The sequence below is a fragment of the Kitasatospora sp. NPDC015121 genome, assembly GCF_055562955.1.
In genome coordinates this window covers 208,601-234,800 of sequence record NZ_JBVHEH010000002.1, presented here as the reverse complement: position 1 = coordinate 234,800, position 26,200 = coordinate 208,601, and the positions used below count along the sequence as shown (strand labels likewise).

The following is a 26,200-nucleotide window of genomic DNA, read 5'->3' as shown; positions in this document are numbered from 1 at the left end:
CCGCCGCCTGGAGACGGGGACCGGGCAACGGCTCTGACCGGCGCGCGGACCCTCAGCGGGAACTAGCCGGTCGGCAGGTAAGGACTAGTGAGCATCCTACGGGACCTTGCTTGCCGCCCGGCAAGTGGGTTTCGCGTCTGCCCCCTGGGGCGGCCACGGAACCGGCCCCGCACCATCGTCACCCGGCCGGGGGGCCCTCCACCTCGTGCTCCGGGTGGAGATCGCTCCGCCTCAGGGTGGACGCCGGGCCGCACCTGAGGAGGAGACCCCGACCCCGGGGGTGGGGTTAACCCCAGGGATGACCCTGAGGGCAGGACCAGGGGAAAGCCGGTGCCTAGCCGGATGGTCCGTCAGGGCGCGCTTTCCTAGCGTTGGTTGGGCCGCGCGGAGCAGTCCCGCGGGCCACCGACCGGGGCGGTCCCAGCCGCCCGACACCCTGGGGGAAGCAGCAGTGAAGCAGGGAATCGCCGCCACCATGGGCGCCTGGAGCGCCCGCCATCGGAAGACCGCGGTCTTCGGCTGGCTCCTGTTCGTCGTCCTCGTCTCCTACCTCGGGGGGGTGCACGGCTCCGACAAGGTCACCGACGCCGAGTCGATGCCCGGGCAGGTCGCCCGGGCCGCGAGGATCCTGGACGACGCGGGCATCACGTCCCCGGCCGGCGAGACCGTGCTGGTGCAGAGCGGGTCGCTGACGGTCGACGACCCGGCCTTCCGGGCCGCCGTCGAGCAGGTCTCGGCCGCCGTCCGGGGCACCGGCCGGGTCAGCGACCCGGTCAGCCCGTACGAGAGCGGAGCGCTCTCCGCCGACCGGCACTCCGCGCTGCTGCAGTTCACCGTGAACGGGGCGGACCGCGAGGCCGCCGTCGCCAACGTGCCCGCGGTGATGGACGCGGTGGCCGGCGCGCAGAGGCAGCACGCCGACTTCGTGATCGAGGAGTACGGCGAGGCCAGCTCCGGCAAGTGGTTCAGCGAGCAGTTCGAGGACGACTTCGCCCGCGCCGAGTGGACGGCCGTACCGCTCGCCCTGGGCATCCTGCTGGTCGCCTTCGGGGCCGTGGTCGCCGCGGTGCTGCCGGTGGTGCTGGCGATCACCGCGTTCGTCGCGGCCGGCGGCCTGGTCGCCCTGACCTCCGGCCTGCTGCACACCAGCGACGACGCCAGCTCGGTGATGCTGCTGGTCGGCCTGGCCGTCGGCGTCGACTACTGCCTGTTCTACCTGCGCCGCGAGCGCGAGGAGCGGGCGGCCGGCCGCGACCACGCCACCGCGCTGCGGATCGCCGCCGCCACCAGCGGCCGCGCCGTGCTGGTCTCCGGGGTCACCGTGGTGGTCGCCATGGCCGGCATGTTCCTCACCGGCATCGCCGACTTCCGGGCGATGTCCTTCGCCACCATCGTGGTCGTGGTCACCGCCGTCCTCGGCTCGCTGACCGTGCTGCCCGCCCTGCTCTCGATGCTGGGCGACCGGGTCGAGAAGGGCCGCGTCCCGTTCCTGCACCGCCTGCGGCGGGACGCCGGGGAGGGCAGCCGGTTCTGGAACGCGGTGCTCACCCCGGTGCTGCGCCGCCCGCTGGCCGCCGCCGTGCTGGCCACCGGCGTCCTGCTGGCGATCGCCGCCCCGCTGCTGACCATGCACACCGCCAACCTGACCTTCCAGCAGCAGCTGCCCGCGGGCAACGCCCTGGTCGCCACCTCGCAGCGGGTCGAGGCCGCCTTCCCCGGCAGCCCCTCCCCCGCCACCGTCGTGGTCAAGGCCCGCGACATCACCTCCCCGGAGATGACCCGGGCCCTCGCCGACCTGCAGTCCCGCGCCCTCGCCACCGGGCGGATGCACGGTCCCACCGAGGTGGAGGTGCACGCCGCGCAGAACGTCGCGACGGTCGACATCCCGCTCTACGGCAGCGGCAACGACGAGACCTCCGCCGCCGCGCTGAAGGCCCTGCGCGAGGAGGTCGTGCCCGCCACGGTCGGCAGGGTGCCCGGCACCGAGGCGCCGGTCACCGGCAGCACCGCCGGCTCGGTCGACTTCAACCAGCAGATGTCCGACTCGATGCTGCCGGTCCTCGGCTTCGTGGTCGCCTTCGCCTTCCTGCTGATGCTGCTCTCCTTCCGCTCGCTGGCCGTCGCCGTCACCGCCGTGGTGCTCAACCTGCTCTCGGTCGGCGCGGCCTACGGCGTGCTCGCGCTGGTCTTCCAGCACGGCGTCGGCGCCTCGCTGATCGGCACCGCGGGCGTCGGCGCGGTGGAGAGCTGGGTCCCGCTGTTCCTCTTCGTGATCCTCTTCGGCCTCTCGATGGACTACCACGTCTTCGTGGTCTCCCGGATCAAGGAGGCCCGCGACCGCGGCCTGGAGACCCGCGCCGCCGTCGCCCACGGCATCCGCACCACGGCCGGCGTCGTCACCAGCGCCGCGGTCATCATGGTCGGCGTCTTCGCGGTCTTCGGGACGCTCTCCATGCAGTCCATGAAGCAGATGGGCGTCGGCCTCGCCGTCGCCGTCCTGATCGACGCGACGATCATCCGGGCCGTGCTGCTCCCCGCCGTGATGAGCCTGCTCGGCGAGCGGAACTGGTACCTCCCGCGCTGGCTGGGCTGGCTCCCCCGGATCGAGGGCGAGGGCGCCCCGGCGGCGGAGGACGACGGGCGGCGGCCCGCACCGCTGGCGGCCGCCGGCGCCCACCGGTAGGCCGCACCGCACGGCGGCTGCCCGACAATGGACGGGTGATCTTCGACGAACCGAGGGCACTGGCCCTCCTGCAGGAGGCGTGCGCCCCGGCCGGGATCGACCCGGCCGGGGCCGCGCTGTTGGCGCTCGGGCAGAACGCCGTCCTCGACCTCCCGGCCGAAGGGCTGGTCGCCAAGGTCGGCCGCACCCCCGGGGAGGCCGCCCGGGCCGAGCGCGAGCTGGCGCTCGCCGGGTGGCTGGACGGCGCGGGCGTGCCCGTGGTGCGTCCGGCCTCGACGGCCGTCACGGTGGTCGACGGGCACCCGGTGACCTGGTGGCACCGGCTGCCCCCGGCCGTCCGCCCGGCCCGCCCGGTCGACCTGGCGCCGCTGCTGACCGCGCTGCACGCGCTGCCCGCCGCGCCCGTCCCGCTGGGGCGGCGCGAGCTGCTCGCGCCGGTGGACGGCTGGCTGGCGGCGGCCGAGGGGCACGTCGACCCGGCCGACACCGCCTTCCTCCGTGTCCGGAAAGAGAGCTTTGTCACGGCGATCGCCGAGCTGGCCCCGGCCCTGCCGCCCGGCCCGATCCACGGCGACGCGCTGCCGCGCAACGTGCACGTGACCGCCGACGGGCCGGTGCTGCTCGACCTGGAGTACATGGCCGCGGACTTCCGCGAGCACGACCTGGTGGTGCTGGCGCTCAGTCAGGACCGGTACGGCGTACCGGCCGAGGAGGTGGCCGCGTTCGACGCCGCCTACGGCTGGCACGTCCGCGACTGGCCGGGCTTCGCGGTGCTGCGCGGGGCGCGGGAGACCGCGAGCGCCGCGTGGGTCGCCCAGCAGGCGGCCGGGAACCCGGCCGCGGCGGCCGAGTTCAGGCGCCGGGTGGACTCCTTGCGCGAAGGGGCGACGGCAGTACGCTGGTTCGCGTTCTGACCGCTTCCGTCCGGTCCCCGCCCTGTGGCGGAGCGCACACCAACCGCCCTGTGGCGCGGCGCACATCCGGACGGAACCACCCCGCTCGTGCCTGGCGTCGTACCGGACGCCCCGCCCCCAGGCGGCCGGTACGACGTCAGGAGTCGCCCCATGGTGAAGTCCCGCATACCCGCCCCCCGTCGTCCCCTCCTCCTCGGTGTCTCCGCGCTGCTGGGCACGTCCGCCCTGCTGGTGGCGTGCGGCGCCCAGGGCTCCCCCTCCGCGGCGGGGGACGCCGCGCACCGCCCGGCCTCCCCGAGCGCGAGCACGAGCGCGGGCGCGGGCGCGACCGGGGCGAGCGGCGGGAGCACCACCGGGGCGGCCCGGCCGACGCCCGGCGCCGAGGAGTCCTCCGCGGCGGCGAGCCCGACCGCGACGCCCACCCGCACCCCGTCCGCGAGCCGCTCCGCGGCGCCGACGACCGCGCCCGCCTCGCCGTTCGCCTCCGCCAGTGCCACCGCGCGCCCCGCCACCCAGTCCGCCCCGGCGACCACCGCGCCGCCGGCGTCCCCGTCCACCCACGCGCCGGCCACCGGGGTGCTGCGGCACACCGCCTCGGGCGGCCGGACGGTCGCGCTGACCTTCGACGACGGTCCGGGCCCGGCCACCGGGCAGGTGCTGGACCTGCTGGCGCAGTACGGCGCCAAGGCGACGTTCTGCGAGATCGGCGGCAACGCGAAGACCCACCCGGCGGAGGTGCGGCGGATCCTCGCCGAGGGCCACCGGCTGTGCGACCACACCGTGGACCACCCGCAGCCGATGCACACCCGGACCCACGAGCAGCAGGTCGCCGAGATCGGCGACGCCAAGGCGATGATCGAGCGCGCGGCCGGCGGCAGCCCGACGATCACCTGGTGGCGCGCGCCGGGCGGCGACTTCACCGCGGAGAACGAGCGGATCGGCGCCGACCTGGGCATGAAGTCGCTGGGCTGGACGGTCGACCCGCGCGACTGGTCGCGCCCGGGCGTGCAGGCGATCGTCTCCAACGTGCAGCAGAACCTGCGCCCGGGCGGCGTGGTGCTGATGCACGACGGCGGCGGCGACCGCACCCAGACCGTGGCGGCGCTCAAGCAGCTGCTGCCCTGGCTGGTCGCGCAGGGCTACGCCTTCGACTTCCCGCAGTCCTGACCGGTTCCCGCAGGCCTGCCTGGTTCGCCGCGGCCCTGGCGGCCGGGCGACTCCGTCCGGGAGGGCTCAGGACGCGGCCTTGAGCGGCCAGCGCGGGTCGACCACGGCCGCCGGGTCCTTGCGGCGCAGCCACTTCTCCAGGTCGACGGCCCAGTCCCGGTACCAGTCGACCTGCCGCCGGTGCAGTTCGTCCAGCGGCAGGTCACCGGCCTGGTCCGGGTACCGGTGGCCGAGGGCGACGGCGACCCGGACGGCGGCGAGCGCGTCGCTGCCCGCCTCGTGGGCGTCGCGCAGTTCGACGCCGTAGACCTCGCAGACCCGCTGGAGGGTGCGCGAGCCCTTGCGGTACTTGTCCAGCGCGCGGTCGACGACCATCGCGTCGACCACGGGGGTGACCGGGCCGCCGAGGCGGTCGGCGAGCGTGGGCAGGCCGTGGCGGCGCAGTTCGGCGTCGAGCAGCGAGAGGTCGAACGGGGCGTTGAAGGCCACCACCGGGCGCCCGGCGGCGAGCCGTTCGGCCAGCGCGCGGGCGATCTCCTCGATCGCCTCGGCGGCGGGGCGGCCGTTCGCCCGGGCCTCGGCGTCGGTGATGCCGTGGATCGCGGCGGCCTCGGCGGGTATCGGGACGCCCGGGTCGAGCAGCCAGGTGGTGGCGCCCTGCACGCCGCCGCCGAGGGTGTCGACCACGGCGGCGGTGACGATCCGGGACTCCTCCGGGTCGGTGCCGGTGGTCTCCAGGTCGAAACCGGTGAGCGGCCCCTTCCACCAGGTCATGGGGTGTGTCCTTCCGTCAGCACTGCCAAGACGGGTCCATCATCGCGTGCCGCAGTGACAGCGCCCGCGGCACGTCTGCCCTCCGGGCGGTCCGGTACGCGTTCAGGAGACCGGCCGGGAGTCGCCCCACAGGTCCTCGAACTCCTCGCGGTAGACCTCCAGCAGCCCGGGCTCGGTGCCGCCGGACTCCTGTCCGGCGCCGCCGCGCAGCACCAGCGCGGGCGACTCGATGCCGCGCGCCTTGCGCAGGTAGGGCTGGACGACGCCGAGGTCGGTGGAGCGGCGGCGGCCGCCCGCGCCGGTGGTGCGCTGGCCCTCGACCAGGTACGCGGTGAACCGGGGCAGTTCGTCGAACACCCGGATCTCGAAGCTGCCCTGGTCGCGCAGCCGGGCGCGGACCCGCCGCACGTGCATGATGTTCATCTCCACCGCGCGCCCCAACTCGCCGCGTCCGATCCCGAGTTCGCGTTCACGGCGGCGCACCGCGCTGCTCGCCGGGTTGAGGAACAGCAGGCGGACCCGGCAGCCGTCGGTGGCGAGCCGGACCAGCCGCCTGCCGGTGTAGTTCTGGCAGAGCATGCCCAGGCCGATGCCGACGGCGTCCAGTCGGCGGGCCCCGTCGAGCAGGTCCTCGACCGGCAGGTCGCGCTGCAGCCGGACCCGGTCGGGGTGGACGGCGACCACGTCGGCGTACCGGCCGGCCACCAGTTCCTCGACCACGTCGGCGGGGACGCCGCCGTGGGTGCCGTCGAGCAGGGCGAGCACCCGGGCGGCGGCCCGCTCGGTCTGGTCGAGGACGGTGCGGGTGAGGGCCCGGTTGCGGGAGACCACGTGCCGGGCGACCTCCAGCTCGTCGAGGGCGAGCTCGATCTCCCGGCGGTCCACCAGGTGCGGTTCGAAGCAGGGCCAGTGCTGGACCATCAGCTCGCGCAGCTGCGGCAGGGTGAGGAAGACCAGCGGGTCGTCGTCGACCGGGTCGAGCAGGTAGCCCTTGCGGCGGGAGACCTCGCGGACGGCGGCGGCCCGGTGCACCCACTCCTCGCCGGCCGGGCCGGCGGCGGCGGTGACCCACTCCTCGCCGTGCGCGGGCGCGTAGACCGGGCGCAGCACCTCGTCGACCAGGGCGCGCATCCGCTGTTCGACCAGGTTGAGCCAGACGTAGGCGCGGCCGGCCAGCCGGACCCGGCGGTAGGCGTCGTCCCACTGCTCGGCGGCCCAGGCGGGCGGCATGCCTTCGAGCGGGCCGGGCTGCGGGGGCAGCGGGCCGCGGCCGCCGCGGACGATCAGGGTCGGGGCCTCGCTGCCGCCGGCCCGCGGGTCCGTGCCGTCGCCGCCGGCGGGGAACCCCATCCGCCACCTCACCTCTCGTCCGCCGCCCTGCAGTGACGGCGCGTCCGCCGAATCCCTCCACGCCGGCGGACCCTGCTCGCACGCCGGATGGGCCCGGGGCTCGCGATCCGGACGATCAAGGGTATCGCCCGGTGCGGCCGGGCCGCAGCCCTCTTGACAGCAAGCGGGACGGCTCCCGACGGTCCGTCACCGCGCGGGCACGCCGCGCCGACGGCACGGGGCGCCGGGACACCCGTTCGGGCGAACAACGCGTGGATGGGCGCGGAGTTCCGGCCGCCGTTGGGGAGTATGCGGGTGTGCCGTGCGTCACCTTCGCCGACGCCCCGCACATGACCGGGCGCTCCGCCGGGAATCCCCCAGCCGGAGCGCCGATTCGCGTCAGGCTCAGGGGAGTTGAGGTCTCATGCAGGTCTGGCCGGGGCAGTCGTACCCGCTCGGCGCCACCTATGACGGCGCCGGCACCAACTTCGCCGTGTTCTCCGAGAGCGCGCACCGGATCGAGCTCTGCCTGCTCGCCGAGGACGGCACCGAGACGCTGGTCGAGCTCCGCGAGACCGACGCCTTCGTCCGGCACGCCTACCTGCCGGGCGTGCAGCCCGGCCAGCGGTACGGCTTCCGGGTGCACGGCCCGTACCAGCCGGGCCTGGGGCAGCGGCACAACGCCTCGAAGCTGCTGCTCGACCCGTACGCGAAGGCGATGAGCGGGCACATCGACTGGGACGAGTCGGTGTACGGGTACCACTTCGGGGCGCCCGAGCGCCGCAACGACCTGGACTCGGCGGCGCACACCATGCACTCGGTGGTGATCAACCCGTACTTCGACTGGGGCACCGACCGGCCGCCGCGCACCGACTACCACCGCACGGTGGTGTACGAGGCGCACGTGAAGGGCCTGACCAAGCTGCACCCGGGCATCCCGGAGGAGATCCGCGGCACGTACGCGGGCCTGGCGCACCCGGCGGTGATCGAGCACCTGGCCAAGCTGGGGGTGACCGCGATCGAGCTGATGCCGGTGCACCAGTTCGTCCGCGACCACCGGCTGCGCGACCTGGGGCTGTCCAACTACTGGGGCTACAACACGGTCGGGTTCTTCGCGCCGCACTCCTCGTTCTCCTCGACCGGCGACCGCGGCCAGCAGGTGCAGGAGTTCAAGTCGATGGTGAAGGCGCTGCACGCGGCCGGCATCGAGGTGATCCTCGACGTGGTCTACAACCACACCGCGGAGGGCAACCACCTGGGTCCGACGCTGTCCTTCCGCGGCCTGGACAACGCCTCGTACTACCGGCTGGCCAAGGACCAGCGCTTCTACGAGGACACCACCGGCACCGGCAACTCGCTGCTGATGCGCAGTCCGCACGTGCTTCAGATGATCATGGACTCGCTGCGCTACTGGGTCACCGAGATGCACGTCGACGGCTTCCGCTTCGACCTGGCCGCGACGCTGGCCCGGCAGTTCCACGAGGTCGACCGGCTCTCCTCGTTCTTCGACCTGGTCCAGCAGGACCCGGTGGTCTCGCAGGCCAAGCTGATCGCCGAGCCGTGGGACCTCGGCGAGGGCGGCTACCAGGTCGGCAACTTCCCGCCGCTGTGGACCGAGTGGAACGGCAAGTACCGGGACACCGTCCGCGACTTCTGGCGCGGCGAGCCCGCCACGCTGGCCGAGTTCGGCTCCCGGCTGACCGGCTCCTCCGACCTCTACCAGGACGACGGCCGCCGCCCGATCGCCTCGATCAACTTCGTCACCTGCCACGACGGCTTCACCCTGCGCGACCTGGTCTCCTACAACGACAAGCACAACGAGGCCAACCACGAGGACAACCGGGACGGCGAGTCGCACAACCGCTCCTGGAACTGCGGCGCCGAGGGCGACACCACCGACCCCGCCGTCCTGGAGCTGCGGGCCCGCCAGCAGCGCAACTTCATCGCCACCCTGATGCTCTCCCAGGGCGTCCCGATGCTCTGCCACGGCGACGAGGCCGGGCGCACCCAGCGCGGCAACAACAACGCGTACTGCCAGGACTCCGAACTGACCTGGGTGCACTGGGACGACGCGGACGACGCGCTGCTGGAGTTCACCCAGGGCATGATCTGGCTGCGCCGCGACCACCCGGTCTTCCGCCGCCGCCGCTTCTTCCACGGCCGGCCGGTCTCCGGCACCCGCGACGACCTCACCGACATCGCCTGGTTCACCCCGGCCGGCGAGGAGATGACCGGGCAGGACTGGTCGACCTCGTACGCGAAGTCGCTGACCGTCTTCCTCAACGGCAACGCGATCTCCGAACCCGACCGGCGCGGCGGCAAGATCGTCGATGACTCCTTCCTGCTGCTGTTCAACGCCCACTTCGAACCGCTCACCTTCACCGTCCCCGCCGACCACGGCGAGGCCTGGCAGGTCGTCGTCGACACCTCCCTGCCCGCCCTCCCCGCCCGCGGCACCGGCCCCCGCGTCAAGGCCGGCGACAGCCTGCGCCTGCCGGACCGCGCGCTGATGGTGCTCCAGCGCCCCGCCTGACGCTTCGGTTCGCCCCCGTCCCGCAGGTCTAACCGCAGCCGCCCCCGGGTACCTCCCCGCGCAGTGTGAAACCGCAGATCAGAGGGGGTACGAAGTGTCTCGTCGGTGGTTGGTGACCGGCTGTTCGTCGGGGTTGGGGCTGGCGCTCGCGCGGGCGGTGGTGGCGGGCGGGGACCGGCTGGTGGCGACCATCCGGGGGGCGTCGCCGCTGGACGCGCTGGCGGCGGAGTTCCCGGACCGGGTGGTACGGGCCCGGTTGGAGCTGCGCAGCGCCGAGGAGTGCGCGGCGGTGGTGGAGCTGGCCCGGGAGCGGTTCGGCGGGGTGGACGTGCTGGTGAACAACGCGGGCGTGGGCCTGTTCGGGGCGGTGGAGGAGGTCTCGGACGAGGAGCTGCGCGACCAGCTGGAGGTGCTGGCGGTCGCGCCGTGGCGGCTGGCCCGGCTGGTGCTGCCGCTGATGCGGGCGCAGGGCGGCGGGCACGTGGTCAACGTCTCCTCGGTGGGCGGGCGGATGGCCTTCCCGGGGCTGGGGGCGTACGTGACGGGCAAGTTCGCGCTGGAGGGGATGAGCCTGGCGCTGGCGGCGGAGGCGGCCGCGTTCGGGGTCCGGGTGACGCTGATGGAGCCGGGCGGGTTCGCCACCTCGTACGGGACGTCGCTCGCCGAGGCGGCGGCGCGGCTGCCGGAGTACGAGCAGGCGCTGGCGCCGATGCGCGGGGCGCTGCGCGGGATGGCCGGGTCGGCGGAGCTGAACCGGCCGGAGGCGTTCGCGGAGCTGGTGCTGCGGGTGGTCGCGGCGGAGGCGGGGCCGGTGCGGGTGCCGGTGGGGCCGGACGCGTACGCGATGGTGGCGGCGGTGCTGGCCGGGGAGGCGGCGGACTTCGCGGCGGCCCGCGAGCTGGCGGGCGGGGAGTCGGCGGGCGGGGTGTCGGCGGACGGGCGGCCGGCGGGCGAGGGGGTGGCGGTGCCGGATCCGGTCTGAGCGGCGGGGCGCCCGTTCGGCGCAGTGCGGGCGGTGGGCGGCGGGTGACCGGGGTAGGCATGCGGGTATGACGTCAGCCGCCGCACGCCCCGAGACTGCCGTCCCGCCGACGGCCAGCTACCGGCTCCAGCTGCAGCCGGACTTCACCCTGCGCGACGCGCGCCGGGCGGTGCCGTACCTGGCGGCGCTCGGCGTGTCGCACCTGCACCTGTCGCCGCTGCTGGAGGCGGCGGCGGGGTCGACGCACGGGTACGACACGGTCGACCACGGCCGGATCAGCGAGCAGCTGGGCGGCGAGGGGGCGCTGCGCGAGCTGGCGGCGGAGGCGGCGGCGCACGGGCTGGCGCTGATCGCGGACGTGGTGCCGAACCACATGGCGCTGCCGGTGCCGGAGCGGTTGAACGGACCGCTGTGGCAGGTGTTGCGGAACGGCCCGGACGACCCGTTCGCGGCCTGGTTCGACATCGACTGGGCGGCCCAGCCGGGCCCGCCGGACGCGCCGGAGCGGGGGCGGCTGCTGCTGCCGCTGCTGGGCGACCGGCTGGGCGCGGTGCTGGAGCAGCTGGTGGTGGACGGCGGGGTGCTGCGTTACCACGAGCACGAGTTCCCGCTGCGGCCCGGCACCGAGGGGCTGCCGCTGGCGGAGCTGCTGGAGCGGCAGTGGTACCGGCTGTGCTGGTGGCGGCTGGCCGACGAGCAGGTCAACTACCGGCGGTTCTTCACGGTGAACGACCTGATCGCCGTCCGGGTGGAGGTCCCGGAGGTGTTCGAGGCGACGCACGGGGTGCTGCTGCGGCTGCACCGGGAGGGCGTGCTGGCCGGGTTCCGGATCGACCATCCGGACGGGCTGGCGGACCCGCGCGGCTACCTGCGCCGGCTGGCGGAGGCGACCGGCGGGGCGTACACGGTGGTGGAGAAGATCCTGACCGGGGACGAGGCGCTGCCCGCGGACTGGCCGTGCGCGGGGACGACGGGGTACGACGCGCTGCGCCGGATCGACGGGGTGCTGACCGACCGGCGGGGCGCGGAGAAGCTGGTGGCGGCCTACCGGCGGGACGCCGGGGAGGCGGCGGACCCGGCGGCGGCGGGCCGGGCGGGCCGGGCGGAGATGGTGGCGCCGGGCGGGGCGCTGGCGGCGGAGACGGACCGGCTGGTGCGCCTGGTGGGGCGGGTCTGCGCGGAGGGCCCGGAGCTGGCGGACCACTCGCCGCTGGCGGTGCGCCGGGCGCTGGAGGAGCTGCTGACCGGCTACCCGGTGTACCGGCCGTACGTGGTGCCGGGCGAGGAGGCGCCGGCGGAGGCGGTGGCGGCGCTGGCGCCCGCGGCGGACGCGTCGGCGACGGAGCGGCTGGTGCGGGAGCTGGCGCTGGGCCGGCTGGGGCGGTCGGCGGCGCGGGACGAGTTCTGCCACCGGTTCGGGCAGACGGCGTCGGCGGTGGCCGCGAAGGGCGTGGAGGACACCGCGTTCTACCGGTTCAACGCGCTGCTGTCGCTGAACGAGGTGGGCGGCCTGCCGGAGCGGCCGGGGGTGTCGGTGGCGGAGTTCCACCGCTGGTGCGCCGGGCAGGAGCGGCTGTGGCCGGACTCGATGACGGCGCTGTCCACGCACGACACCAAGCGCAGCGCGGACGCCCGGGCCCGGTTGGCGGTGCTGGCGGAGCTGCCGGAGGTGTGGGCGGCGGAGTGCGCGGCGTGGACGCTGGCGGCGGGGCCGTGCGCGGACCGTTCGACGGCGTGGCTGCTGTGGCAGACGCTGCTGGCGGCGTGGCCGGTCTCCGAGGAGCGGCTGCTGGGGGTGGTGCTGAAGTCGGTGCGGGAGGCGAAGCGGCGCACCTCGTGGAAGGAGCCGGACGAGGTCTTCGAGCGCTGGCTGTCGGGGTACGTGCGGGGGGCGCTGGCCAATCCGGGGCTGTGTCCGCGGATCGCCGGGTTCGCGGGGCTGATCGCCCCGTTCGCCCGGGTGAACTCGCTGTCGGCGGCGCTGCTGCACCTGCTGGCGCCGGGGGTGCCGGACGTGTTCCAGGGCGGTGAGGAGCCGCTGTACACGCTGGTCGACCCGGACAACCGGGCGCCGGTGGACCTGGGCGCGCTGGCGGTGCGGCTGACGGACTCGCCGGAGCCGCGCCCGGGCGACCTGGCCCGGGAGAAGCTGCACCTGACCACGACGGCCCTGCACCTGCGCCGGGCGGGCCGGTTGGGCTCGTACCGGCCGCTGGCGGCGGACGGCCCGGCGGCGGAGCACCTGGTGGCGTTCGGGCGGGGCGAGCGGGTGCTGGGCGCGGCGACCCGGCTGCCGTACGGGCTGCACCGGGCGGGCGGCTGGCGGGAGACGGTGCTGGAGCTGCCGCCGGGCCGCTGGACCGACCTGCTGTCGGAGCGCCGCTTCACCGGCGGTCCGGTCGAACTGTCCTATCTGTTCCGGCAGTCGCCGGTGGCCCTGCTCGCGGAGGAGTCGTGATGCGGTACGGGGTGTGGGCGCCGGACGCCAAGGTGGTCGAGGTCGAGGTCGGGGCGGTCCCGTACCTGCTGGAGCGTGATCCGGACCGGCCGGGCTGGTGGCACGGGGAGGGCCCGGAGGGCGACTACGGGTTCCGGCTGAACGGCGGGCGGGCGCTGCCGGACCCGCGTTCGGCCCGGCAGCCGTCCGGGCCGGACGGGCTGAGCCGGCCCGTCGACCACGACGCGTTCGCCTGGTCGGAGACGGCCTGGCGGGGGCGTCCGCTGCCGGGGGCGGTGGTGTACGAGCTGCACGTGGGCACCTTCACCCCGGAGGGGACGTTCGACGCGGCGGCCGCGAAGCTCGACCACCTGGTCGAACTGGGCGTGGACTTCGTCGAGTTGATGCCGGTCTGCCCGTTCCCGGGCCGCTCCGGCTGGGGGTACGACGGGGTCGACCTGTGGGCGGTGCACGAGCCGTACGGCGGGCCGGACGGGTTGAAGCGGTTCGTGGACGCGGCGCACCGGCGCGGCCTGGGCGTGGTGCTGGACGTGGTGCACAACCACCTCGGCCCGTCCGGCAACTACCTCCCGCAGTACGGCCCGTACTTCACCGACCGGCACCAGACGCCGTGGGGCTCGGCGGTCAACCTGGACGCGCCGGGTTCGGACGAGGTGCGGGCGTTCCTGGTCGGCAGCGCGCTGTCCTGGCTGCGCGACTACCGGATCGACGGGCTGCGGCTGGACGCGGTGCACGCCCTGGTGGACACCAGGGCCCGGCACTTCCTGGAGGAACTCTCGGCCGAGGTGCAGAAGTTGGCGCAGGCGACCGGCCGGCCGCTGTTCCTGGTCGGCGAGTCCGACCTGAACGACCCGCGCACCACCACCGCCCGGGAGGCGGGCGGGCAGGGCCTGGACGCGCAGTGGAGCGACGACTTCCACCACGCGCTGCACTGCCTGCTGACCGGCGAGTCGCAGGGCTACTACGCGGACTTCGCGGCCGACCCGTACGCGGCCCTGACCAAGACCCTCACCAGGGGCTTCTTCCACGACGGGAGCCGGTCCTCGTTCCGGGGCCGCTCGCACGGCCGCCCGTTCCCGCCGGAGCACGGGCACCGGCTGCTCGGCTACGCGCAGACCCACGACCAGGTCGGCAACCGGGCCACCGGCGACCGGCTCTCGGCCGCGCTGGCGCCGGGGCGGCTGGCGGCCGCGGCGGCGCTGGTGCTGACCTCGCCGTTCACGCCGATGCTGTTCATGGGCGAGGAGTGGGGCGCGGGCACGCCCTGGCAGTACTTCACCGACCACACCGACCCGCGGCTGGCCGAGGCCGTCCGGCAGGGCCGGCGGCGGGAGTTCGCCGAGCACGGCTGGCGCGCCGAGCAGGTGCCGGACCCGCAGAGCCCCGCGACGGTGGCCGCCTCGACCCTGGACTGGGCCGAGCCGCTGCGCCCGCCGCACGCCGAACTGCTGTCCTGGTACCGGGAGTTGATCCGGCTGCGGCGGGCCGCACCGGAGCTGGCGGACGGCGACCTGGCCGCCGTCCGGGTCCGGTACGACGCGGCGGCGGGCTGGCTGGTGGTGCACCGGGGCCGCCACCGGGTGCTGGTCCGGCTCGGCGGCGAGGGCCCGCTGGACGTCCCGCTGGACGGCCGGCTCGGGGCGCTCGCGGCCTCGTTCGGCGAGGTGGCGGCCGGCCCGGACGGCACGCTGCGGCTCGGGCCGGACGCGGTGGCGGTCGCCCGCACCACGTGACCGGTCACCACAGGTACTCGGCGATCCGGGCGCGCAGGCCGGCGGCGTCCAGGCCGTAGGCGGCCAGGTGCTCGGGGACCGAGCCGTAGTGCCGGTGCTCGGCCACCGGCACGCCCAGACCCAGGACGCGGTGCGGCCGGTCGGCCAGCGCCAGGTGCGCGGCGCGCTCGGAGGTGCCGGCCAGGTAGGGCTCCACCAGCACCACGTCGGCCCGCTCGCCGAGCGCGGCGCGCAGGCCCGCGGCGTCGAACGGGCGGACGGTGGCGGCGTACAGCACCGTCACGTCCAGCGTCTCGGTGGCCTCCAGCACGGCGTCCAGCATCGGGCCGACGGCCAGCACCGCGCCCGCCGTCCGGGAGCCCTGGCGGACGGTCAGGAACCGGCCGGGGGCGACGGGCCGGGGCTCCGCGTTCTGGTGCGCGGAGAGCCGGACGTACTGCAGGGTGTCGCCGGCGGCGACGGCGTGGCGCAGCAGGGCGTCGGCCTCGGCGGGGTGGCCGGGGACGTGCACGTGCCAGTCGGGCAGGGTGTCGAGCAGGGCGACGTCCCCCGGGGACATGTGGGTGCGGCCGCCGGCCGGCCAGTCGTAGGAGCCGGCGGCGCTCACCAGGACCGCGCCGACGCCCTGGTGGACGAGGTCCAACTTCACCTGCTCGAAGGGGCGTTCGATCAGGAAGCTGGCGAAGGTGTGGGCGATCGGCCGCATCCCGGTGAGGGCCAGGCCGCCGGCCACGCCGATCAGCAGCTGCTCGCGGATGCCGACGTTCACCACCCGGTCGGGGTGGGCGCGGGCCGCCTCGGGGAACTGCGCCACCCCGATGTCGGCGAGCACCAGCGCGGTGCGCGGGTCCCGGTCCAGCAGCTCGGTGACGGTGGCGCCGAACTGCTCGCGCATGGTGGTCTCCTGGACGTTCACGGTCTCCACTCCCCCGGTGGTCAGGCGTGCTTGGGTTCGGTGCGGGCCACCACGACGTGCGGTCGGCCCGGGTGCGGGGCGGTGTACGCCCGGTACAGCGCCTCGTGGTCGCGGCCGTCCACGGTGGCCGTCGACCAGCCCTCGGTGGCGAAGCGGGCCGCGATGCCGCCGCTCCAGCCGTGCGTGGCCGAGGAGTTGTCGATCACCAGGACGTGCAGCCGCTCCAGGCCGGACGCCCCGGCGAAGGCCACCGCCTCGTGGTTGGAGCCCTCGTCGAACTCGGCGTCGCCGATCAGCACCCACACCGCCGGACCGTCCAGCCCCTGCGCCCGCAGGCCCAGCGCGGTGCCCACCGCGAGCGGCAGGCCGTGCCCGAGCGAGCCGGAGCCGATCTCCGCGCCGGGCACCAGCAGCCGGTCCGGGTGGTGGCCCAGCGGCGAGTCGTACGCGCCGAAGCCGTGCAGCAGCTCCACCGGGAAGAAGCCCTTCGCGGCGAGCACCGCGTAGTACGCCATCGGGCCGTGGCCCTTGGAGAGCAGGAACCGGTCGCGGTCCTGCGCGTCGACGTTGCCCGGGTGGACGTCCAGGACCCGGTCGTACAGCACCCACAGCGCGTCCAGCGTGGAGTGCGCGGCCGGGGAGTGCTTCTCGTCGCCCGCCATCAGCGAGATCAGGTGCGGCAGGTCGGTGTACCCGCCCGTCGTGCGGATCGCTTCGCTCGTCATGGGGAACAGCCTCCGACTTCAAGCGCGCTTGAAGTCAAGGGGGTCCACCCCGGTACCCTCGGGCCATGCCCCCCTCCCGGCACGACGCCCTCACCATCGGCCAGCTCGCCGAACGCAGCGGCCTGGCCGCCTCCGCACTGCGCTACTACGAGAGCCTCGGCCTGATCCACTCCACCCGCACCGCCGGCAACCAGCGCCGCTACCCGCGCACCGCGCTGCGCCGGGTCGCCTTCGTCCGGGCCGCCCAGCAGGTCGGCCTCAGCCTGGACGAGGCCCGCGCCGCCCTGTCCCGGCTCCCGCACGACCGCGCCCCCAGCAGCGGCGAGTGGGACGCCGTGGCCGTCGCCTGGCAGCACCGCATCGACCGGCAGATCGCCGAACTCCAGCTGATGCGAGCCAAGTTGACCGGCTGCATCGGCTGCGGCTGCCTCTCCCTGACCCGCTGCGGCCTCTACAACGCCGACGACCGGGCCGCCGCCGCCGGACCCGGCGCCCGCTACCTGCTCACCCGCGACCCCGACAGCGGCCCCGAACCCGACCCGGAAGGCTGATCCACTTCTTTCCCGACCCCCCGCCGCACCCCCCGACCGGCCGTCTATGCTGCCCGTCAGGAAGCGCGTTCCACCAACGGGGGAGCCACACATGACCGACCATCAGGAAATCGCGCTCGACTGGATGTCCGGCGACCACAGCCCGCCGCCGTCCGCCGAGCTGCGCCCCGAGGTCCCGCACCCGGCCCGGATGTACGACTACTACCTCGGCGGCAAGGACAACTTCCCCGCCGACCGGGCCGCCGCCGAACAGGTCATCGCGCTCAGCCCGCTGGTGCGGATCAGCGCCCGCGCCAACCGGGCCTTCCTGCAGCGGGCCGTGCGCACCCTCGCCGAGCGGGGCGTGCGCCAGTTCCTCGACATCGGCACCGGCATCCCGTCCGCCGGGAACACCCACGAGATCGCCCAGGCCGTCGACCCGGCCGCGCGGGTCGCCTACCTCGACAACGACCCGATCGTGCTGGTGCACGGCCGCGCCCTGCTGTCCGGCGCCCGGCCCGGCAGCGTCAGCGTCCTCCAGGCCGACCTGCGCGAACCCAAGGCGATCCTGGCCGACCCGGCCGTCCGCGAACTGCTCGACCTCGAACAGCCGGTCGCCCTCCAGCTGTTCGCGATCCTGCACTTCATCGACGAGGCCGACGACCCGTACGGCATCGTCCGCACCCTGGTCGACGCGCTGCCCTCCGGCAGCTACCTCGCCCTCTCGCACGGCACCGCCGACTTCATGCCGCCGCAGGACGTCGACAAGGGCCCCGACGCGTACCGGAACGCGACCGCGCAGCTCAGCCTGCGCAGCCGCGAGCAGGTGCTGCGCTTCTTCGACGGCCTCGACCTGCTGGAGCCCGGCCTGGTCACCGCCCCGCTCTGGCGGCCCGACCAGGAACCGCAGGACATCGACGCCCAGGTGGCGATCTGGGCGGGCGTCGGCCGCAAGCCCTGACCGGCGGCGTCCCGCGAGGGCGGTGCGATCATGGGGCCTCCGCACCGAGAGGGGGCACCCGCCGCATGAGCACCGCACCGCCGTCCGCCGCAGCGCCGTCCGCCGTACCGCCGCTGGTCGACGCGGGGTGGCTGGCCGCCCGGCTCGGCCGGGCGGACCTGGTCGTCCTGGACGCGGGCGTCGGCCCGCACCGGCACGCCCCGGTCCGGATCCCCGGCGCCCGGCCCTTCGACCTCGACGGCCCGCTCTCCGACCCCGCCTCCCCGCTGCCGCACACCCGGCCGGCCCCCGCCGACCTGCAGCGCGAGCTGCGCGCCCTCGGCGTCGACGACCGCTCCACCGTCGTGGTCTACGACGGCGCGGGCGTGTACTCCGCCCCGCGCGCCTGGTGGATGCTGCGCGCCGCCGGCCACGACCGGGCGGCCGTCCTGGACGGCGGACTGCCCGCCTGGCGGGCCGCCGGACACCCCGTCGACCCCACCCCGCCCGGGTACGCCGGCCCGACCGGCGACTTCACCGCCCGGCCGCGCCCCGGCCTGTTCGCCGACCGGCCCGCGGTCGCGGCCGCCCTCACCGACCCCGCCACCGCCGTCCTGGACGCCCGCGCCCACGACCGCTACACCGGCGCCGCGCCCGAACCCCGGCCCCACCTGCGCCGGGGCCACCTGCCGGGCTCCACCAGCCTGCCCTTCACCGAACTGCTCGGCCCGGACGGCCGCTACCTGCCGCTCCCCGCCCTCCGCGACCGGCTCGCCACCGCGGCGGCGGGCCGCGCGCGCCTCGTCACCTCCTGCGGCTCCGGCGTCACCGCCTGCGTCCTCGCCCTCGCCGCCCACCTGGCCGGGTACCCCGACCCCGCGGTCTACGACGGCTCGTGGGCCGAGTGGGGCCACCCGGAGAGCGGCCTCCCGGTCGAGACCGGCGGGTGAGGGCCCGGGACCGGTCCCACCCACCGGCGGCGCGCGGGAGGGGGTGACCAGCGGTCATCCGTCCCGGCGGTCCTCCTCCCACCCCGCCCCACCACCCCCTCGGAGTGGCGCGGGGCTCTCACGGGCACCACCCGTGCGGGGACGAATCGATCGGGAGACGGCCCGTCGCCCCGGGACAGAGCCGCCACCCCACCGGCCAGCACGAGGGGACTGCCTTGACCGCACCGACGCCGCCCGACGGAACGCCGCCCCGCCCGTCCGCAACGCCGCCGACCCCCGTGGGAGCGGCCCCGCCCCGCCGGATCGACCTGCAGGGGTGGAGTGCCGTGGTGACCGCCCTGGTCGGCGTCGCCACCCTGGGGGCCGGGTTCGCGGGGGGCTACCTCAGCCAGCCGCGGGCCGCCCCCGAGAGCCCTCCGCAGCCGACCGCGACCGCGACCGTCACGGCCACCGTCACGGCCACCGCACCGGCAGCCGCCCCGACCGTCACCGCGCCGACCGTCGACCCCCTGCCCGGCCCGACGCCGGCCGGCCCGCCGTCGAGCGTCGTCCGGACGCTGCTGGCCTCGCCGGACACCGGGCGCGGCGGGACGCGGACGGTGCTCACCGGACGGGGGTTCCCACCCGGCGCGGTGGTCCGGGTCTCCTTCGTGGTCAAGGGCGAGGGCGACGTCGAGTTCCAGCACCGGGACCTGCGGGACACCAGGTCCGACGCCGCCGGCGCCTTCTCGGTCGAGGTGTCCGTCCCGTCCGACCTGGACGGGTACGCGGACGCGAACACCTACCTGCGCGTCCAGACCGACACCGGCGCGAAGCTCGCCGAGACGGTGTTCGACCTGCTGCCCTGACCGGCCGCTCAGCCTCGGCGCTGCTCCAGGTGCTGCCACAACTCGTCGACGCGGGCGGTGAGTTCGGCCAGGTCGCCGCTGTTGTCAAGGACCAGGTCGGCGACCGCGAGGCGGTCCTCCCGGGTGGCCTGGGCGGCCATCCGGGCCCGGGCCTCGTCCTCGGCCATGCCGCGCAGGTCGACCAGGCGGCGCAGGCGCTGCTCGTCCGGGACGTCGACGACCACGACCAGGTCGTAGAGCGGGGCGAGGCCGTTCTCGGCGAGCAGCGGGACGTCGTGCACGACGATCGCGTCCGGGCCCGCGGCGGCCTCCAGTTCGGCGGAGCGGGCCCGGACCAGCGGGTGGACGATGGCGTTCAGCTCGGCCAGCCGGGCCGGGTCGGCGAAGACGACCCGGCCGAGCGCGGGGCGGTCGAGGGCGCCGTCGGGGAGCAGCACGCCGGGCCCGAACGCGGCGGCGACGGCGGCCAGTCCGGGCGTCCCGGGGGCGACCACCTCGCGGGCGATCACGTCCGAGTCGACGATCATCGCGCCGCGCGCGGCCAGTTGGCGGGAGACCTCGCTCTTGCCCGCGCCGATCCCGCCGGTCAGTCCGATCCTCAGCATGCCGCCAGGCTACCGGCCCGTACCCGGCGGGTCGGCGGGGGCCCGGGCGGCGGGTCGCTCAGACCAGTTCGACGGACTCGCCGGCCGCCAGCACGCGGTACTCCGCGCCGCCGGTGCCGGGGCCCTGCGGGCCGAGCAGTCGGCCGTGGACGGCTTGGCCGGCCTCGCTGAGCGTGGCTTCGTGGATCGCCACCGCCTGCCGGGGCCGGGCGTCGCGCAGATAGTCGACCAGGTCGCCGGCCCGCAGCCAGGGCGCGCCGAGCGGCAGCAGCAGGGTGTCGACGGTGTCCGGCGGGACGGTCAGCGCGTCGCCCGGGTGGAAGGCCCGGCCGCCGAGCAGGAAGCCGATGTTGGGGATCCGCGGGAGGTCGGGGTGGATCTCCGCGTGCCACTCGCCGTGCACCGTCACCGGCAGCCCGTCCAGGTCGAACGCGTCGCCGTCGCCGACCACCGTCACCTTGGCGCCGATGCCGTCCAGCTGCCGGGCCACCGAGGAGTTGGTGTACACCCGCAGGCCCGGGTCGGCCTCGACGGCGGCCCGGACCTGCTGCTCGGTGAAGTGGTCGGCGTGCTCGTGGGTGATCAGCAGGGCGCTCGCACCCGCGACCGCCTCGGGGTCGGTGAACATGCCGGGGTCGATCACCACCGCCCCCTCCGCGTGCTCGATCCGGACGCAGGCGTGGCCGTACTTCGTCAGTCGCATGGCGCCAGACTACGGCGCGCCCACCAGGCCGCGCGGCTTCACCAGGCGTGGCGCGGGGAGTACCACCGGGCGCAGCGGCGGGAGTTCGACGTGCTCGTCCAGGCCGATCACCTGGTGCAGGCGGCGCAGCGGGGCGGGCGCCCACCAGTTGAGCCGGCCGAACAGCGTCATGGTGGCGGGCACCAGCAGGGTGCGGACCAGGGTGGCGTCCACCGCGACGGCGACGGCCAGCGCGATGCCCATCTGCTTGACCATCAGCATCTGCCCGGCGGCGAACCCGGCGAACACGATCACCATCAGCAGCCCGGCCGAGGTGATGATCCGACCGCTGCGCTGCAGGCCGAGCTCGACCGACTTCGCGCAGTCGTGGCCCTGGTCGTGCAGCTCCTTGATCCGGGAGAGCAGGAACACCTCGTAGTCCATCGACAGCCCGAACGCGAAGGCGAACACCAGCACCGGGATGACCGTCTCCAGGCCGCCGGTCGGGGTGAACCCGAGCAGCGAGCTGAAGTAGCCGTGCTGGAACACCAGGGTCAGCGCGCCCAGCGACGCCCCCAGCGAGAGCACGTTCATCAGCAGCGCCTTCACCGGCAGCACCACCGAGCCGGTCATCAGGAACAGCAGCACCAGCGTGCCGGCCGCGACCAGGCCCAGCGCCCACGGGCCGCGCGAGCCGATCTCGTGCTGGAAGTCCACCAGCGAGGCCGCGTCGCCCGTCACGTACGTGTCCAGCCCGCCGCGGTCCGCCCGCAGCTCGCCGACCACCCGCTTGGCCTCCGCACCCTGCGGGTCGCCGTTCACCAGCACGTCCACGGTCTGCACGCCGTCCGAGACCGGCGTCACCGCCCGGACGCCCGCCACGCCCGGCAGCCCGGCGACGACCCGGTCCGCGTAGTCCCGCGCCTGCTGCTGCGTGCCCTCGACCACCACCTGCACCGGGGCCGGGGCCTGGTCCGGGAAGCGCGCCTCGACGGTCTCGGCGACCTGCCGGGACGCGAAGCTCTTCGGCAGCACGTCGGCGCCCGAGTTGCGGAACTCCGAGCCCAGGAACGGCGCGCCCGCCGCCAGCAGCAGCGCCACGCAGGCCAGCATCACCGGGACCGCCCGGCGCTGCACCCGGCGCACCGTCCGGGAGAAGAAGCCCTCGTCCGGGACGGGCGCGGTGGGCGCCTTGATCTTCGACCCCATGAAGCCCAGCAGCGCCGGGACCAGCGTCAGCGCCGCCGCCACCGCGATCACCACCACGCTGACGCCGGCCGCCGCGACCGCCCGGAACACCGGGCTGGTGAACACGAACAGCCCGCTCAGCGCGACCGCCACCGTCAGCCCCGAGAACGCCACCGTCCGGCCGGCCGTAGCCGCGGTCCGCTCCACCGCCTGCGCGATGTCCGCGCCGTGGCCGCGCTCCTCGCGGAAACGGTTCACCATCAGCAGCGCGTAGTCGATCGACAGGCCCAGGCCCAGCACGGTCGCGATCGGCAGCACCGAGGTGTCGATGTCCATCAGCTTGCTGAACCCGAACATCGCCAGCAGCGCGCCGCCCACCGAGGCGATCGCCCCGATGCCCGGCAGGCCCGCCGCGGCCAGCCCGCCGAACACCAGCACCATCACGACCAGCGTCAACGGCAGCGTGACGATCTCACCGAACCGGGTGTCCTTCGCGGTCTGGTCCTTGACCTCCTGCTGGAGCACCAGGTCGCCGCCGACCACGGTGTGCGCGCCGTCCGCGTCGATCCGCTCCAGCCGGTCGGTCACGGCCGCCAGCTGCTTCGCCGTCGACCCGTCCGCCATCCGCACGCTCACCAGCGACGCCTTGCCGTCGCCCGAGGTCAACTGTCCGCCCGTCGCGTACGTGTCGGCCACCGCGACCACGCCCGGCAGCCTCCCCACCTCCGCGCTCGCCCGCTCGACCGCGGCCCTCACGCCCGGGTCGCCCACGGCCGGACCGTCGACCACCGCGGTCACCGTGCCCTGCACCGGGTCCGCGGCCTGCACGACCGCCGTCCCCTTCGCCGACTCCGAACCGCCGCTCCCCGTGGCCGCCACCGACCCCTCGAACACCCGCCCGCCGATCACCACCCCCACCGCGAGCACCAGCGCCCAGAACGCCAGCACCCAACGCCGGTGCCGGAAACACACTCGCCCCAGAGCGGCCAGCCGGCCGGGAACCTGGGAGACCTGGACCTCTGCTGCGGTGGAGCGGGAGCTGCGCATGCGGGGAGCCTTTCGGACAAGTCCCCTCAATGTATGCGTGACCACGCTTTCGTCCTATAGGCGGACGATGAGCCTCATCTCACAATTCCCTTCACATAAACGCCACTTAAGCCCCCCGCCTTATCCACGCCTTACGGGCTCCCCGCCCACCCCCGAACGCCGGGCCCGCGGGCGGCGCCTTTTCGCCCACCCCCGCGGGCAGCGCAAAACAGCGGCCCTCCACCCGGGAAAACCCGGGTGGAGGGCCGCTGTTCAGTCAGCTAGGCAGCTGCCGAAGCGGAGCGCTTCAGCTCTGGCCGCCGGCCAGCTTCTCGCGGAGCGCGGCCAGGGCCTCGTCCGAGGCGAGCGCGCCGGAGCCCTCGTCGCTGCTGGAGGAGTACGAGCCGCCGCCGGAGACCGGGGCCTCCTCGCCGGCCTCGGCCGCGGCAGCGGCGTCGGCCTCGCGGGACTTGATGACCTGGGCCTGGTGCTGCTCGAAGCGGGCCTGGGCCTCGGCGTACTGCCGCTCCCACTCCTCGCGCTGCTTCTCGAAGCCGGGCAGCCAGTCGTTCGCCTCGGGGTCGAAGCCCTCCGGGTAGATGTAGTTGCCCTGGTCGTCGTAGGACGCGGCCATGCCGTACAGGGTCGGGTCGAACTCGACCGACGCCGGGTCGGCACCGAGGGACTCGTTGGCCTGCTTCAGCGAGAGGCTGATGCGGCGGCGCTCGAGGTCGATGTCGATGACCTTGACGAAGATCTCGTCGCCGACCTGGACGACCTGCTCCGGGATCTCGACGTGGCGCTCGGCCAGCTCGGAGATGTGGACCAGGCCCTCGATGCCCTCGTCCACGCGGACGAACGCACCGAACGGAACCAGCTTGGTGACCTTACCCGGGACGACCTGCGAGATCTGGTGGGTCCGGGCGAACTGCTGCCACGGGTCCTCCTGGGTCGCCTTCAGCGACAGGGAGACGCGCTCGCGGTCCATGTCCACGTCGAGGACCTCGACGGTGACCTCCTGGCCGACCTCGACAACCTCGTTCGGGTGGTCGATGTGCTTCCAGGACAGCTCGGAGACGTGCACCAGACCGTCGACGCCGCCGAGGTCGACGAACGCACCGAAGTTGACGATCGAGGAGACGACGCCGGAGCGCACCTGGCCCTTCTGCAGGGTGGTGAGGAAGGTCTGGCGGACCTCGCTCTGGGTCTGCTCCAGCCAGGCGCGGCGGGACAGGACCACGTTGTTGCGGTTCTTGTCCAGCTCGATGATCTTCGCCTCGAGCTCCTTGCCCACGTAGGGCTGGAGGTCGCGGACGCGGCGCATCTCGACCAGCGAGGCCGGGAGGAAGCCGCGGAGGCCGATGTCGAGGATGAGACCACCCTTGACGACCTCGATGACGGTACCGGTGACGATGCCGTCCTCTTCCTTGATCTTCTCGATCGTGCCCCAGGCGCGCTCGTACTGCGCACGCTTCTTGGACAGGATCAGGCGCCCCTCCTTGTCCTCCTTCTGGAGAACCAGGGCCTCGATGTTGTCGCCGACCGCGACAACCTCGTGGGGGTCGACGTCGTGCTTGATCGAGAGCTCGCGGGACGGGATGACACCCTCGGTCTTGTAACCGATGTCGAGGAGCACCTCGTCACGGTCGACCTTCACGATGACGCCCTCAACGATGTCGCCGTCGTTGAAGTACTTGATGGTCTCGTCGATGGCGGCGAGGAAGGCCTCGGCGTCGCCGATGTCGTTGACCGCAACCTGCGGGGTGGTGCTGACAGAGGTGTCGGTGGGGCTCGTCATTAGGAAAAGGGCTCCGGTACGGACATGAAGTCGTAGTAATGCCACGCGGAGGGCCCTGATCGCTCCCACCGAAAGCCGTACAGGCCAGAAAACGGCCCACCTGGGGATTCCCCGTACGAACTGGAGGATCCGGGTGTCCGTCTGACGACCGTGGGGTCTTCGACAGATGCGAGCGCGACCTGCTCCGTCCGAGGCGCGCAGGCCCGCAGCGCAACTTGTAGCATACGGGGACACCCAGGCACGGTCAACGTCGAAGCCGACGAGACCGGTAGAGGCCGGGACGGATCGGGCCATATCCTCGACGGCGCGCCTGTCGGCGGCCCGAGCACCGGCCCTTCCCCGGATGCCACCGCCCGACCCGGTTCCCGTACGGGACCGGCTCCGCAGCAGCAGCGCTTCCGCAAGCCCATAGCCTACTTGACGTCCTCCCCCGGCCGGTGCCAGGGGGCCCGCCCGCTCCCGGCCCGCGCCGGTCCGCCCGACGATCCAGGTGACTGCCCCGATGACCCACCCCACCCCCGGCCCCGAGCAGCGGCCGACCGACTACGACCCGTCCGCCTACGACGTCCCCTCCGCGTACGACGGGACGGACGGCGCGGACGAGGAGGACGGCGACGAGGCGCTGCGGCGGGAGGCCGGCGAGCAGGAGTCGAGCCGGGCCAGCCGGCACTGGTGGGACCGGAACGCGGACGACTACCAGGACGAGCACGGCGAGTTCCTCGGCGACGACCGGTTCACCTGGTGCCCCGAGGGCGTGGACGAGGCCGAGGTCCGGCTGCTCGGCGACCCGGCCGATCTCAAGGGCGCGAGCGTGCTGGAGATCGGCTCCGGCGCCGCGCAGTGCTCGCGCTGGCTGGCCGCCCGGGGCGCCCGCCCGGTCGCGCTGGACATCTCCTACCGGCAGTTGCAGCACTCCCGCCGGATCGACCTGGGCCGCGGCCTGGAACCGGTCGCCGTGGTGCAGGCGGACGCGGCGGTGCTGCCGTTCGCCGACGGCTCCTTCGACCACGCCTGCTCGGCGTACGGCGCGGTGCCGTTCAGCGCGGACACCGCGCGGCTGATGCGCGAGGTGCACCGGGTGCTGCGGCCCGGCGGGCGCTGGGTGTTCTCGGTGACCCACCCGATCCGCTGGGCGTTCCCGGACGAGCCCGGCGTGGAGGGCCTGACCGCCACCTCCTCGTACTTCGACCGCACCCCGTACGTCGAGCAGGACGAGCAGGGCGTCGCCACCTACGTCGAGCACCACCGCACCCTCGGCGACCGGGTCCGCGAGCTGGTCGCGGCCGGGTTCACCCTGCTCGACCTGGTCGAGCCGGAGTGGCCGGAGGGGCTGGAGCAGGAGTGGGGCGGCTGGAGCCCGCTGCGCGGCGAGCACATCCCCGGGACGGCGATCTTCGTCGCCCGCCGGAACGGCTGACC

20 protein-coding genes are annotated in these 26,200 nt (G+C 74.6%); 12 read left to right on the top strand and 8 right to left on the bottom strand.

The features are described from left to right. The first annotated feature begins 475 nt into the window (after positions 1 to 475). The 3 genes from ACZ3J7_RS03000 (at position 476) to ACZ3J7_RS02990 (ending at position 4,764) form a co-directional block, all read left to right on the top strand. Complete coding sequence (locus tag ACZ3J7_RS03000; RefSeq protein WP_465616572.1) at positions 476 to 2,683, top strand: MMPL family transporter; 2,208 nt, start codon at positions 476 to 478, stop codon at positions 2,681 to 2,683. Positions 2,684 to 2,718: 35 nt separating this feature from the next. Further along, positions 2,719 to 3,597, top strand: a complete 879-nt coding sequence (locus ACZ3J7_RS02995; RefSeq protein ID WP_465616190.1) for an aminoglycoside phosphotransferase family protein — start codon at positions 2,719 to 2,721, stop codon at positions 3,595 to 3,597. A 150-nt stretch (positions 3,598 to 3,747) separates the two neighbouring features. Then, positions 3,748 to 4,764 carry a polysaccharide deacetylase family protein gene (locus tag ACZ3J7_RS02990; protein WP_465616188.1) on the top strand — a complete coding sequence of 339 codons (1,017 nt, stop codon included), beginning with the start codon at positions 3,748 to 3,750 and terminating at the stop codon, positions 4,762 to 4,764. 66 nt (positions 4,765 to 4,830) lie between these two features. Here ACZ3J7_RS02990 and ACZ3J7_RS02985 read toward each other — a convergent pair whose 3' ends face one another. Both ACZ3J7_RS02985 and ACZ3J7_RS02980 read right to left on the bottom strand, forming a co-directional pair. Continuing rightward, positions 4,831 to 5,538, bottom strand: a complete 708-nt coding sequence (locus tag ACZ3J7_RS02985) for an exonuclease domain-containing protein (RefSeq protein WP_465616186.1) — start codon at positions 5,536 to 5,538, stop codon at positions 4,831 to 4,833. 102 nt (positions 5,539 to 5,640) lie between these two features. Beyond that, the gene (locus ACZ3J7_RS02980) at positions 5,641 to 6,888 is read right to left on the bottom strand and encodes an SAV2148 family HEPN domain-containing protein (RefSeq protein WP_465616184.1); all 1,248 of its coding nucleotides are present in this window, start codon (positions 6,886 to 6,888) and stop codon (positions 5,641 to 5,643) included. 403 nt (positions 6,889 to 7,291) lie between these two features. Here ACZ3J7_RS02980 and glgX point away from each other — a divergent pair, with 403 nt between their 5' ends. The 4 genes from glgX to treZ all read left to right on the top strand — a co-directional run bounded on the left by glgX (position 7,292) and on the right by treZ (position 14,573). After that, positions 7,292 to 9,400 (top strand): glycogen debranching protein GlgX, encoded by a 2,109-nt coding sequence (gene glgX, locus ACZ3J7_RS02975; RefSeq protein WP_465616182.1) that lies wholly within the window; start codon positions 7,292 to 7,294, stop codon positions 9,398 to 9,400. Positions 9,401 to 9,512: 112 nt separating this feature from the next. After that, positions 9,513 to 10,382, top strand: a complete 870-nt coding sequence (locus ACZ3J7_RS02970) for an SDR family NAD(P)-dependent oxidoreductase (RefSeq protein WP_465616180.1) — start codon at positions 9,513 to 9,515, stop codon at positions 10,380 to 10,382. A gap of 67 nt (positions 10,383 to 10,449) precedes the next feature. Beyond that, entirely contained in the window at positions 10,450 to 12,840 is a 2,391-nt protein-coding gene (gene treY, locus ACZ3J7_RS02965; protein WP_465616179.1) for a malto-oligosyltrehalose synthase, read from the top strand. Continuing rightward, positions 12,840 to 14,573 (top strand): malto-oligosyltrehalose trehalohydrolase, encoded by a 1,734-nt coding sequence (treZ, locus tag ACZ3J7_RS02960; protein WP_465616178.1) that lies wholly within the window; start codon positions 12,840 to 12,842, stop codon positions 14,571 to 14,573. The genes treY and treZ overlap by 1 nt, the downstream gene beginning before the upstream one ends. A 4-nt stretch (positions 14,574 to 14,577) precedes the next feature. Here treZ and ACZ3J7_RS02955 read toward each other — a convergent pair whose 3' ends face one another. Continuing rightward, positions 14,578 to 15,468, bottom strand: coding sequence for a transketolase family protein (locus ACZ3J7_RS02955; RefSeq protein WP_465616570.1), 891 nt, complete (start codon positions 15,466 to 15,468; stop codon positions 14,578 to 14,580). A 41-nt stretch (positions 15,469 to 15,509) separates the two neighbouring features. Further along, the gene (locus ACZ3J7_RS02950) at positions 15,510 to 16,214 is read right to left on the bottom strand and encodes a transketolase (RefSeq protein WP_465616177.1); all 705 of its coding nucleotides are present in this window, start codon (positions 16,212 to 16,214) and stop codon (positions 15,510 to 15,512) included. 65 nt (positions 16,215 to 16,279) lie between these two features. Here ACZ3J7_RS02950 and soxR point away from each other — a divergent pair, with 65 nt between their 5' ends. The 4 genes from soxR to ACZ3J7_RS02930 all read left to right on the top strand — a co-directional run bounded on the left by soxR (position 16,280) and on the right by ACZ3J7_RS02930 (position 19,482). Continuing rightward, a complete protein-coding gene (gene soxR / locus ACZ3J7_RS02945) occupies positions 16,280 to 16,765 on the top strand; it encodes a redox-sensitive transcriptional activator SoxR (protein ID WP_465616176.1) in 486 nt (161 codons plus the stop codon). Between the two features lie 91 nt (positions 16,766 to 16,856). Next, entirely contained in the window at positions 16,857 to 17,705 is an 849-nt protein-coding gene (locus ACZ3J7_RS02940) for an SAM-dependent methyltransferase (RefSeq protein ID WP_465616175.1), read from the top strand. A gap of 65 nt (positions 17,706 to 17,770) precedes the next feature. Further along, complete coding sequence (locus ACZ3J7_RS02935; RefSeq protein WP_465616174.1) at positions 17,771 to 18,634, top strand: sulfurtransferase; 864 nt, start codon at positions 17,771 to 17,773, stop codon at positions 18,632 to 18,634. Positions 18,635 to 18,963: 329 nt separating this feature from the next. Continuing rightward, on the top strand, positions 18,964 to 19,482 hold the full coding sequence (locus ACZ3J7_RS02930) for a hypothetical protein (protein ID WP_465616172.1): 519 nt from the start codon (positions 18,964 to 18,966) through the stop codon (positions 19,480 to 19,482). 8 nt (positions 19,483 to 19,490) lie between these two features. Here ACZ3J7_RS02930 and coaE read toward each other — a convergent pair whose 3' ends face one another. From coaE to rpsA, 4 genes are all read right to left on the bottom strand, one after another. Beyond that, positions 19,491 to 20,087: a dephospho-CoA kinase gene (coaE, locus tag ACZ3J7_RS02925; RefSeq protein WP_465616170.1), complete on the bottom strand. Its 597-nt coding sequence runs from the start codon at positions 20,085 to 20,087 to the stop codon at positions 19,491 to 19,493. Positions 20,088 to 20,145: 58 nt separating this feature from the next. Continuing rightward, on the bottom strand, positions 20,146 to 20,790 hold the full coding sequence (locus ACZ3J7_RS02920) for an MBL fold metallo-hydrolase (protein WP_465616168.1): 645 nt from the start codon (positions 20,788 to 20,790) through the stop codon (positions 20,146 to 20,148). Between the two features lie 9 nt (positions 20,791 to 20,799). Then, the gene (locus tag ACZ3J7_RS02915; protein WP_465616167.1) at positions 20,800 to 23,004 is read right to left on the bottom strand and encodes an MMPL family transporter; all 2,205 of its coding nucleotides are present in this window, start codon (positions 23,002 to 23,004) and stop codon (positions 20,800 to 20,802) included. A gap of 286 nt (positions 23,005 to 23,290) precedes the next feature. Continuing rightward, entirely contained in the window at positions 23,291 to 24,781 is a 1,491-nt protein-coding gene (rpsA, locus tag ACZ3J7_RS02910; protein ID WP_043913368.1) for a 30S ribosomal protein S1, read from the bottom strand. A 502-nt stretch (positions 24,782 to 25,283) separates the two neighbouring features. Between rpsA and ACZ3J7_RS02905 the strand changes: the two genes are divergently transcribed. Then, entirely contained in the window at positions 25,284 to 26,198 is a 915-nt protein-coding gene (locus ACZ3J7_RS02905) for a class I SAM-dependent methyltransferase (RefSeq protein ID WP_465616164.1), read from the top strand. Positions 26,199 to 26,200: the final 2 nt, after the last annotated feature.